General features: G+C 60.4%; 7 protein-coding genes and 1 pseudogene. 3 read left to right on the top strand and 5 right to left on the bottom strand.

Features of this window, described 5'->3' with window-relative positions; genetic code table 11:
• Positions 1-73: 73 nt before the first annotated feature.
• The gene (locus FHU29_RS22035) at positions 74-661 is read right to left on the bottom strand and encodes a hypothetical protein (protein WP_183377659.1); all 588 of its coding nucleotides are present in this window, start codon (positions 659-661) and stop codon (positions 74-76) included.
• Positions 662-770: 109 nt separating this feature from the next.
• Between FHU29_RS22035 and FHU29_RS22030 the strand changes: the two genes are divergently transcribed.
• Positions 771-1,900, top strand: a protein-coding gene (locus FHU29_RS22030; RefSeq protein ID WP_183377658.1) for an IS3 family transposase whose coding sequence is annotated in 2 segments (ribosomal slippage) — positions 771-1,038 and positions 1,038-1,900 — 1,131 coding nt in all. Because the reading frame shifts where the segments join, the coding sequence is not laid out codon by codon here.
• Positions 1,901-2,593: 693 nt separating this feature from the next.
• Here the strand turns inward: FHU29_RS22030 and FHU29_RS23465 are convergent.
• From FHU29_RS23465 to FHU29_RS22015, 4 genes and pseudogenes are all read right to left on the bottom strand, one after another.
• On the bottom strand, positions 2,594-2,719 hold the full coding sequence (locus FHU29_RS23465) for a hypothetical protein (RefSeq protein WP_260153021.1): 126 nt from the start codon (positions 2,717-2,719) through the stop codon (positions 2,594-2,596).
• Between the two features lie 305 nt (positions 2,720-3,024).
• Positions 3,025-4,017 (bottom strand): TniQ family protein, encoded by a 993-nt coding sequence (locus tag FHU29_RS22025; protein ID WP_064442202.1) that lies wholly within the window; start codon positions 4,015-4,017, stop codon positions 3,025-3,027.
• A complete protein-coding gene (locus FHU29_RS22020) occupies positions 4,014-4,940 on the bottom strand; it encodes a TniB family NTP-binding protein (RefSeq protein ID WP_083962518.1) in 927 nt (308 codons plus the stop codon). Before FHU29_RS22020 ends, FHU29_RS22025 begins: the two co-directional genes overlap by 4 nt.
• 110 nt (positions 4,941-5,050) lie before the next feature.
• A pseudogene (locus FHU29_RS22015) lies at positions 5,051-6,193 on the bottom strand (IS3 family transposase).
• A gap of 157 nt (positions 6,194-6,350) precedes the next feature.
• Between FHU29_RS22015 and FHU29_RS22010 the strand changes: the two are divergent.
• Both FHU29_RS22010 and FHU29_RS22005 read left to right on the top strand, forming a co-directional pair.
• Positions 6,351-9,599, top strand: coding sequence for a helicase-related protein (locus tag FHU29_RS22010; protein WP_074390927.1), 3,249 nt, complete (start codon positions 6,351-6,353; stop codon positions 9,597-9,599).
• A partial coding sequence (locus tag FHU29_RS22005) for a class I SAM-dependent DNA methyltransferase (protein WP_183377657.1) occupies positions 9,596-11,685 on the top strand: 2,090 nt, incomplete at its 3' end. The genes FHU29_RS22010 and FHU29_RS22005, both read left to right, overlap by 4 nt.

Below are 11,685 nucleotides of genomic sequence, written 5' to 3'. Positions count from 1 at the left end.
GACTCAGCAACGCCCATCCCTCCTGTGCTGGCAAAAAATACCGGGGCGTTCTCCATCCTGCCCGGCAGACCCCCTACCCCTTTTCGTCGCGCCCCGAGGTCAAGGACGCTTCTTGACGAACTACCAATCCGCGAAAGCTGAACTGGATCATTTCAGCAGCCCAATGCCCGTGGCTACCCGGTATTCTACCGGCGAGCGGCAAATGGTATCCGCCACAATCGCCAGGGAAACCCGCCGCTATCACTGCGCCCGGCAGGGATTCCACGCCATCCCTGCTGCTGATAACGATCATCAGTATGACGAGACCCAGAATAACGAAAGCGACTGCCCCCACCACCCTGCTGAGCTTTTTGTTCGCCTGAGCAGCCTCGGCGTCGGAAGAATAGGGTGCAGCACCGGTCTGCAGGTACTCCAGGCGCCGCGCGCAATAGCTGGCCGGGCTGATCTCGCCTGACTGCTCGTAAAGAAAAAGGAAGATGCCATGGCGGTTGGCGTACTCCATGGCGCTCTCCATATAGCCGGTGTCCGCGAAGTAGAGTATCTCAAGATTGGCACCGCGGTTGCGCAGCCCCGCCAAGCGCTGCAGATCATCCTGACTGACCCGGCCGCCGCGCCAGGAAACCCCTGCGACCGCGCTGGACGAGACAATCTCGATACTCACCGTCTCGCCCCCGCTGGCCAGCCGCGCGTCAGCAAACCCCTGGTGTGCTCCCCTCCGAGTGGTCCGGCTGTTATGTGAGTCCTTCTGATTTCATGGAAGGCTGGACATTATGGCTGGACGGAAACGTCATTCCCCGGAGGAGATCATCCGTAAGTTGCGCACGGCTGATGAGCTCGCGGCGCGGGATACGGACGTGGATGAGATTGCGCGTCAGCTCGGGATCTCGACCGCCACGTTGTACAACTGGCGTAAACAGTACGGCGGCATGAAAGCCGACGACGCGAAGCGGCTCAAAGAGCTTGACGCGGAGAACAAGCGCTTGAAGCGGCTGCTTGCGGAGGCGGAGCTGGAGAAGGACGCGTTGCGGGAGATCGCGCGGGGAAACTTCTAGGCCCGGCGGCGAAGCGGCGGGCCGTGACGATGCTCCAAACTCGTTTGGGGTTATCGGAGCGGCTCGCGTGCCGCGTTGCCGGGCAGCATCGTTCGGCCCAGCGCAAACCACCTGCGGACCAGACGCCTGCCGATCCGGATTCTGGTGTGCGGCAATGGCTGCGTGACTGGGCGAAATCTCACCCCCGCAAGGGCTACCGGCGGGCGTGGGCGGCGCTGCGGGCAGAGGGCATGGTCATTAATCGCAAGAAAGTGCACCGGCTGTGGCGGGAGGAAGGACTGCGAGTCGCGCAGCGGCGGCGCAGACGCAAACGTGTCGGCGCATCGACGGTACCGATCACCGAAGCCATGGCACCGAATGAGGTGTGGGCCATCGACTTCCAATTTGACACCACCGCCGACGGGCGCACCTTCAAAATCGCGTCAATGGTCGACGAACACACCCGGGAATCGCTGCTCAACATCGTCGGCCGGTCGATCACCGCCGACGATCTCGTGGCCGAATTGACCGCGGTGATCGCGCGCCGCGGCACCGCCCCAACAGTGTTGCGCTGCGACAACGGCCCGGAACTGATCTCCCGGGCACTCAACCGATTCTGCGAGGGCAGCATCGGCATCGCCTACATCCCGCCCGGCAGTCCCTGGTGCAACGGTCATATCGAATCATTCAACAACCGGCTGCGCGATGAATGCCTCAACCTCAACGTGTTCCACAGCATCCTCGAAGCACGGGTCGTCATCGGCGACTGGAAGCAGACATATAACCTCACCCACCGGCACTCGGCGCTGAACTACCTCACACCCAGCGAGTACGCTGCAACCTGTCAACCCCAAACCAAGGCCGCATAACGCATGGACCATTTACCGGGGGCATTCCACCCCATCTGCCGCAGCTTGTCGGCAGCATTGATTGCCGCTTGCCTAGGGCTCTGGATATACCGCATTCATGCACGATCCCACGTACGGGTGAGGTAGCGGAACCTTTGAAAGAACCGGTCAGCATCTTCAACGCCCCTACACGAGCGAGCGGCCGGACACAACATTACAGCCGCAACCACACATTGGCGCGAGTAAAGAGCCGTGTTTGTATTAAGGGCTGCTCCAGCTCCGCCGATGATACCCAACAGCAACAGGAGGGGACGCATGGTTGAAAGCTCTTAACGACGGTAGCCGAAATCGTCCGTCGCGCACCGGAGACGTCCTCAGGGACTATTTAGCTAGCTTCTCATCACCTACGTACATCAAAAGGCCGCCAATGATGAGTAGAATAGCGCCGAAAATAGGCCGTCCGGTAAGCAGGGAGAGCGCACCCCCGATAACCAGAGCTGCTCCGGCAGCGAGGAACCCTCTACCGTCGCCGCTGAAACCTCTCCAACCCGAATCCACGAATCATTCCACTCCACTACGCCACCCGGCAAGGTCAAGACCGGCACTCCGAAACGTCTTACGTCGCTGGAGGTCCCCAGAATAGCAGAGGGTTACTTGTGCCGCTTCCCGGCCAGGAACGAGCGGTCTTCCATAGTTAACCCTCACCCAAATGGGTCAAATGAGCGCAAGTCCGATGACGAGGATGACGGTGATAACGAATACCACAGCACTGATCACGAGCCGCACTCGCTGCATGCGGCGCACCTGCTCGTCGATGAACTCTTTCTCGCTGTTCCCCACGCAACCACTATGCCGTATGTGAGCCTGACGTATCCCTGGGTGCGGCGGGTCACGGGTTGCATGCAATTGTCCTTGCTCAACTAAGTTGACACAGGGCAGTAATCTGACCTGCGGTGCGACAACTAAACTGAGCACCGTCGGGCAAGTTTGCTCACTTTAGTTGTCGCGGATCGACGTTTCCCGATCTACATTGACGATCATGTTCCGCTCTTGATCAGCAGGGCGACGAGCGCCCAGCCTCCGGTCACCCGAGAATCGGGCTTCTGTTGAGCGTGGGGAAGCGGATCAGGCATTGCCTCTGCTGATCAGTCAATGTTTGGCAATCCTCGGAACCGACCCGCACTGCCCGCATAGTGGTAGGTGAGGTGACGTTCGAGCCAGTTTGTGTCGTTCCTGGGGTTGATGTCGAACTCGCCGAGAACGTCAGGGTCGTCGTAGCGTGCGTCTATGACTTCGACGAGTGGGTCGCGTCTGCGGTAGTAGCTGCGGCGGCTCCATTCGTAGTTCGGTGCCGCTGTCCGTCGCAGCTCCCCAATGAACGCGGCCAGCTGCGGCGATTCGTCGGCTGGCTTGTCTGGCCAGCGGTGTTTCATGAGCAACATCGTGAGCGCGACACGTTGCGGGTAGGTGGCAGCGGGGATTGTGGGATCGACTGTGGATATCATCCAGTCTGCGCCGTGGAACCGTTCCATTAACTCGCGGTAAGAGTCGTCGTGTTCTTGCCGTTGGTGCCAGCTGCGTCCAATGTAGGTGGCCTCCCGGAACGCTGAGATCACGGAGTGGCGGCCGTGGCGGCGGATGAGCCGCCGATGCTGGACGTTCGCGGACAGGATTTCGGGATGCTGGCGAAGGCTGGGCTTTGTCCGCATCGTCTGGTCCCTTGCGCTGCCGATCCAACGCTGGTGTCGGAGGCAGACGACATGCTCGTGCAGGTGTCGACAATGCGGTGCGACTTCGTGGCCACGCGCGAGGCTGCAGAGTCTGCACTCGGGGCGTGTGGGCCCAAAGGGGTCGGGCCGGGTTCTCAACCGCATGCTGGCCAGATCGTCCCGGCTGCAGAGTTCGAGCATTGCCCATCGCAGCGAAGCAGCTGGCCGGCCGCTCACCGCTGCGAGTGACGCGACTGCCACCGGGTCCGACTTTCGGTTGCCGGTGAGCCACCGCCGGAGTTCGTCGGGATTGAGCCGGTTGGCGTGCGCGAGCCGCCGCAGGTAGGAGTCGAGGGATTCATCAGCAGCCGGTACGACAGTTCTCGGCAGGCGCCGAAGCGGCGCCTGCAGGTCGGCTGACAGGATCATCCCGCGTTCGCTGCCCCTGGGCGCGGAGTGACTGACTCAGCGGCGTGGTCAAGGGCGGTTGCGTCGAGCAGATCACGCGTGACGGCCTCATCACCTGTCAGAATCGCCGAGATGGCGGCAGTCCTGATCAGCTGCGAGAGGCTGGAGATACTGCCTCCGGTGCGTTGGTGCAGATACTTCGCATTGCGGGTCAGCGTGCCGTGGCGATGTCCGAAGAGGCGCAGGGCTTGTTCCAGCGATGCTACGAGAGCGCGCCACTCATCGCCGTAAGGGAACGGACCTGTGCGCACGAGAACCGACCGTGCCGAGATTTGCTTGCCCCGAACGCCTGTGAATAGGCCGGAGCGTTCAACGTTAATTCCGGCGTAGACGAATGTTGCGGGCATGTGCTCGGTGAAGTATTTGAGGTGGTCGGACATGTCTTCACCGGCCGACGTTGCGAGGTTCAGGTTGTGGATCTCGTCGACGATCACCAGGTCGGTGCGTGCCTGGGTCAGCACGTGGCAGACCGCGTCGGCGATATCGGTCGTGTTCGATCGCGGCCGATACGGCAGCCCGAGGAAGTGCGCGAATTCGGTTGCGAGCTTGCGCGGCGATCCCTTCGGTGGGGTGGTGATGTAGACGACGGGGATCCGGTCTTGGCTGGGGTGGCGGCGCCGTACACGTTGTTCGTGGATACGGCCGAGCAGCTTGATCGTGGTGGACTTGCCGCTGGCCCAGGGACCGTCCACGATCAGCGATCGTCGCGCACTGATGTCGCGCTGGTTGAGCAGCATCAGCAGCCGACCCTGATGAATAATCTCGCGCACGGTGGAGGTTTCGATGATCACGAGCTCAGAGTGGTAGGCGATTCGCCGCTCGTCGTACTTCTCGCGGTCCAGATCGTCGAGTCCATCGTAGATCCGAGGTTCAAGCAGGTTCACCTAGTATTGGCCGATAACTTATATTATGTCAGCTAATAGATATCGAGTCGCAGAACTTGCGAACTCGATGCCCCTACTTGTTGTCCTGTCTCACCCTTGTTGAGGCATTCTCAAGTTAGTTGAGGCATGCATCGACAGTGGGCAGCGTACTCGGCCGGGGTGCGGTGGCCGAGTGCTGAGTGCCGGTGTCGTGTGTTGTGTTCGTGCTTGTAGTCGCCGATGACGACCCTGGCCTCTAGGACGCTGGTCCAGTGGTTTCGTTCCAGGCACTCGCGCCGCTGCCTTGAGTGGAACGATTCGATGTAGCCGTTGTTCCACGGCGTGCCGGGCGGGATGTAGTCGATGCCGACCTGGTTCGCACAGAACGTCTGCAGCGCACGCGAGATCATCTCTGGTCCGTTGTCCAGCCGCAGGACAAGCGGTTTCGCTGCGCGCGGAGAAGACCTTCTAGAGTCCGTCGACCACGCACTCGCTGGTGACCGACCGGTCCACGATGTTTAACAGGGATTCGCGGGTGTGCTCGTCGACCATCGACGCGATCTTGATCGCCTTGCCGTCGATGGTGAAATCGAACTGGAAAGCTCCCCCTCAACTCCGGCTGCCCACACGACGTTCGCGGCATCCGCGGCAACCTGCGGGTATGTCGACCGGCCTGTCTTTTTGCGGCGGACCCTGACTCGCCGCGGCAGGCCTTCCTCGCACCACAGCCGGTGGATCTTCTTCTTGTTCACGAGCTGTTGCTGGTCATAGCGCAGATGCGCCCAGGCGCGGCGGAACCCGTGGCAGGGATTCTTGGTCGAATACTCCCGCAACTGGCTGCGCAGCGCAGCGTCCGGGTCGCCTGGTGTCTGCGCCAGCGGCAGTCGCCGGTACGTAGATCGAGGTAGCCGAACCACCTTGCACGCGAATCTTTCTGACATGTCCTTAACCTGTTTGAGCATGTCGATCGCGCGGCGTTTCGCAGCTGGGCTCAGAATTTTCCCCGGCTGATTTCCCGCAGCGCGTCCTTCTCCAGCTCCGCATCGGCCAGCAGCCGCTTTAACCGCGCGTTCTGCTCACGCAACTCCTTGAGCTCTTTCGCCGCGTCGGTATCCATGCCGCCGTAGGCGCGGCGCCAGTTGTATAGCGTCGCCGGCGACACTTCGAGCGCCGCAGCAATCTCCTCCCCAGTCTTGCCCGCAGCGGCCAGCTCGTCCGCCTTGCGCAGCTTGCCGAACGATCTCTTCAGCCGAGTGCTTCCTCCGTCCAGACATCAGCCCTGATTATCCTCTCAGCCCAACCAGCAGGGGTCTCAGGACTCCAGAACCACCCGGACCGATTTGCAGGGAACACGCCACTGAATCAAGCTGTCATAGTCACCCGCACTAGGGTTACCCTAAACAAGCAGCGATACGGGGGATCGGACCAGCGTTGACGCGGATCTACGACAACATCAAAGTCCAACTAGGCCAGCACCTTCAGCAGTCGTTCCAGATTTCGGACCGCATGGATGTCGCTGTCGGCTATTTCAATCTCCGCGGCTGGTCCGCGTTCGATGCGCTGGTCAACGACAAGGTTGCAGCCGGCGCACCCAATCCGGTTGTTCGTGTTCTTGTCGGCATGGTGATGGGAGACGCACAGCAAGAAGCACTCGACCAGTTACAGGCAGCAGTGGACGGCGTCACAGAACATGACGCCGACAGCACCGTCATGCGTGAACGCAAAGCTCAATTAGTCGAACATTTACGGGCCCAGCTGATGCGTGGCCTACCGACTAATGCCGACCGGGCCGCGTTGCAGTCACTGCGGAACTTGCTTGACCAGGGTGTGGTCGAGTTGAAGGTCTTTACTCGCCGACCGCTGCACGGCAAGACATACATCTGCCACCGCCAAGACCCCATCACCCCTGTGTTTGGGATCGTGGGATCGTCGAACCTCACCGCACCCGGACTGATGCACAACTACGAGCTCAACGTCGATGTTGTCGATGGTCAGGCGGCAACATCGTTGGCGGGCTGGTTTGAGGACCGCTGGAACGACAAGTTCAGCCGGGTGATCACCAAAGACATTCTCGACTTGATTGACGAGTCGTGGGCCACCACAACCCCCCGCCGGCCCTACGAAGTTTTCCTTAAGGTCTGTTACGACCTGTCCCGCGACGTTCGTGAAGGTCTGGCGGAATATTCGGTGCCGTCAACGATTTCAGGTCAGTTGCTCGAGTATCAGGCGACGGCTGTGCGGACGTTGGCGCGCAGGATCATGACCCGCAAAGGCACGATGCTTGGCGATGTTGTCGGTTTGGGTAAAACGTTGACCGCGATCGCTGTGGCATTGATGCTGCGCGATGAGCACGGTTACATGCCGCTGGTGGTGTGCCCTAAGAACCTTCAGTCGATGTGGGAAGACCATTTTGAGGCCTATGAGCTACACGGTCGGGTTGTTCCGTACTCGATGGCGCACGCGATCCTGCCCGAGTTGCGCCGCTACGCCTTCGTGATCGTTGATGAATCCCACACCCTGCGCAACGACACCCGTCGTGATTACAAGGCGATTCGGGACTATATCGACGCCAACGCTTCCAAGGCGTTGTTGTTGACCGCGACGCCGTACAACATTCGCTTTCAAGACGTAGCGAACCAGCTCGGTTTGTACATCGACGATGACGACGATCTGGGGATCGCCCCGGTCAAAGCGATCGAGTTGGACCCCCGATTGCCAGACAAGGTCGATGGTAAGACGACCACGATGGCAGCGTTCCGCAAGTCTGAACATCCGGACGACTGGAAACGTTTGATGAGCGAGCACCTGGTGCGCAGGACGCGGACGTTCATCAAGAACAACTATTCGCTGACCGATGAGGTCGGCCCCTATTTGCAGTTCGCCGATGGGACCAAGTTCCGCTTTCCGACGCGGCTGCCGAAACCGGTCGACCATTCGTTCGGGAAAGACGATCCCGCAACGGTCATGGCGAGCAATCAAACGCTCGACACCATCTATGCGCTAATACTGCCGAGATACGAACTGGGTGCATATATTTCGCCGACCGTAGCGCTCACGGACGCAGAGCGTGAATTCGTCGATAACCTCGCGCGTGGTCGCGGGAACGTAGCAGGCTTCGTCCGCACCACGTTCTACAAGCGCCTGTCTTCCTGCGGACACTCGTTCACCGTGTCGCTGAAGCGTCACGTCGCCCGCAATGAATTGTTCATGTACGCCATCGACAATGGTCTCGCCTTACCGACGGGCACGATAACGGAGAACGCCTTCGGCGAGGACGAAGATCCCAACGCCGACGCGACCGACGAGGACACCAGCACCGAGTCTTCAAAACGGTACGAAGCGTTGCTGGCTGCCAACCCAGCCGGCCTGAATTGGGTCAACCCCGCAATTTTCACCGCACAACTGCGCGAGCATCTGGCCGCGGACACTAAAGCGATCCGCGCGCTGCTCACCGCCTACGGCGAATGGGACGCCAAACGTGACTCGAAACTCGCGAAACTCGTGGAGCTACTAACGGTCAAACACCCCGCCGACAAAGTGCTGATCTTCACCGAATACAAGGACACAGCGGTATATATCGCGGCCGCACTCAAAGCTGCCGGAATCGAGCAGGTGGGCGTCGCGACCGGAGACAGTGACGATCCCACCGTGCTCGCGCAACGGTTTTCCCCGCGTTCAAACACCCTGCCTGGACACCCACAGACTGTTACCGCCGAAGACGAGTTACGTGTCCTTGTGGCAACCGACGTTCTCAGCGAGGGCCAGAACCTGCAGGACGCTCACATCGTGGTGAACTACGACCTGCCCTGGGCAATCATCCGCCTTATTCAGCGGGCCGGCCGCATCGACCGAGTCGGACAACAGTCCGACACGGTGCTGCTCTACAGCTTCTTTCACGAGTCGGTCGACAACGTCATCAACCTGCGGCAACGCATTTCGCAACGGTTGACTGCCAGCGCTGTCGCATTCGGGTCGGACGAAAGGTTCTTTGACCGCGAGGACGAAATCGCAATCACCGACCTATACAACGGAAAGCTCGACGACACCGAAGACACCGACGATGTTGACGCCTCCAGCTTGGCCTACCAACGCTGGCTCACCGCACAAACTGACGACCCCGAACTGGCAGCAAAGATCGCAGCGCTGCCGGACATGATTACCGCCACTCGAAAGCGTCGTATCGGCGAAACCGATGCGGTGATCTGTTACGTGCGGACAGAATCCGGCATTGACGGATTCGGGCAAGCAACCGACGCCGGCCAACGCCTGTTGACCGGGCATGAGGTTCTCAAAGCCTTCGAGGCCGATCCGCACGAACTTGGGCTCGAACAATCAGACAACCACGACCAGCTACTGGAAGCCCTGGTCCGCGGATCGCTGGCAACTCCGAATTTGGCCGCGGGCCGACTGCGTGGTGTGAGACGAAGTTTGTGGAACCGCTTAGGCGCGACGCTGCACAACCACGACGCCGAAACACAGGCAGCCCTAGATGAGCTCTACCAGCATCCACTTACGAAAGATGCCGAGAACCGGTTGCGCCGCAGCATCCGCAACGGCGCAACCGACGATGACCTGTCCACGTTCCTGGCGGCGCTGCATCGAGACGGCCAGCTCGTCCTCACCACTCGTACCGGGAAAGACCCCATCCGCATCGTGTCCAGCATGGGAGTACGCGCATGACCGACAACCGGCTCCTGGACCTTGTCGACGCCCGCGACTTTCGCACCCTGTTCATCGACGAGCTGGGTTGGGAAAACCCGAACCAACCCGACACCAGCTTCGACGTTGACGGGCACAAGTACACGTTCAGCCAGGTCGCCGGTTACAAAGGCATGCGGATATGGCACTGTGCTGACCTGCCGCCACGAAAGATCCAGCGCGCCCTCGATGTACTGGTGGGCCAGTCGAATCAGGAACGGCTCCTCATCTTCACCAGCCCCACTCGTCAAGATTGGCGCTGGCCGCGGCGCGCCCAGCTCGGCGGGACGAACGCGAAACTGCTTGCCCACGAACACGTTGTCGGAGATCGCAACACGCACCTAACGCAACGCCTCAAAGCGATTGAGCTGGACTTCGACGAGAACGTGTCGTTGGTTGCGCTGCTGGAAAAGATGCGGGACGCGTTCGATCAGGAAGCTGAAACCGCATCAGTCGCAGCAGCTCGACTTATGGGCACCCTCTACTCCGAGCTTGAAGTGGCAGGCGTTGTAGACCATGACGCCACCCTGCTCCTTGCACGACTGCTGTTCCTGCTGTTCGGAGACGACGCAGGAATGTGGGAACCGGAAAACCTGTTCGAGACTTTCCTTCGCGAGAACACTGCGGACGCAACGCTGCATGCCGACCTCATCGAGCTATTCGTCGCTCTCGACACCGATGAGCGAAGGCGTAACCTGCCAGCAGGCAGTCCGTACACGATCTTCCGCTACGTCAATGGCGGTCTGTTTCACGACCAGCTCCCCCTGCCCGCCTTGACCACAAACTTCCGCACCGCATTGCTCGAGGCATGCGAGTTCGATTGGTCGGTCATTAGCCCCGCAGTGTTCGGGTCGATGTTCCAGACGGTCAAGAGCAAGGAAGCGCGCCGCGGCGGCGGTGAGCACTACACCACCGAGGAGAACATCCTAAAAACCATCAGGCCGCTGTTCCTCGACGAGTACCGTGACCGCCTCGATCGAGCGTGGGATAACAAGGCTCAGCTCACGAAGCTACACAACGAACTTGGCAAGCTGCGGTTCCTGGACCCCGCGTGCGGCTGCGGAAACTTCCTCATCGTCGCCTACCGTGAGTTGCGTGCTCTGGAACTCGAGCTGCTCATACGGCGTCGCGACCTCGACATTGACGACACAGAGACAAAGAAGTTGAAGGTCGACCGGACCCAGATGACCCTCGACGTCACCGACCTGATCAGGGTGACTCTCGACAACTTCTACGGCATCGAGATCGAGGAATGGCCGGCGCGAATTGCTGAGACGGCGATGCTGCTCGTCGATCATCTCGCGAACCAGCGAATGACACTCGAGTTCGGTGTGGCTCCGGACCGGCTCCCTATCGAAATCGCACCGACGATTCGGCACGCGAATGCCGTCGAGGTGGACTGGACCAAGCTGGTCCCCCGCACCGACGGCAGAACCATCGTGCTTGGAAATCCGCCGTTCGTCGGGCACAGGGAGCGCAAGGACCACATCAAACGTGACCTCTCGCGGGCCTGGGGCGCGAACCCCAGTGGCGCGCTCGACTACGTCACCGCCTGGCATGCCAAGTCGCTCGAACTTCTTGCTGACCGTGATGGCGAGTTCGCGTTTGTCACTACGAACTCGATCGCGCAAGGGCAGGGCGTCCAGCCGCTGTTCGGCGCGATCTTCGCGGCAGGCTGGCGCATCAAGTTCGCCCACCGCACCTTCAAATGGACATCAGAAGCCACGGGTCCGGCAGGCGTTCATTGCGTCATCATTGGGTTCACCCGCGATGCCATTACACAACCGCGACTCTGGGACTACGAGACGATCAGCTCACCGGCCAAAGAAGTTCCCGTCTTAGACCAGATCAACGCATATTTGCTCGACCGTCCGAACGTGCTTGTCACTCCGCGAACCAGGCCACTTTCGCCGCAGGTCGCTGAAGTGAACTACGGGACGATGCCCTGTGACAATGGCAATCTGCTCATCAACACTGTCGGTGAGTACGAGAAATTCATGGCGGATCCGGTCGCGGCGCGATACGTTCGCCCATTTGTCGGGTCGAAGGTCATCCTGAGCAACAAGCA

Origin of the sequence: Hoyosella altamirensis (genome assembly GCF_014191505.1) — a bacterium.
GTDB classification, from domain to species: domain Bacteria; phylum Actinomycetota; class Actinomycetes; order Mycobacteriales; family Mycobacteriaceae; genus Hoyosella; species Hoyosella altamirensis.
Note: the sequence above shows the minus strand (reverse complement) of the source record. Positions and strands in the feature narration are given on the sequence as shown.

Excerpts from the sequence above, each read along its gene's own strand:
- FHU29_RS22025 (WP_064442202.1), bottom strand. The coding sequence starts at position 4,017 with ATGATCCTGTCAGCCGACCTGCAGGCGCCGCTTCGGCGCCTGCCGAGA.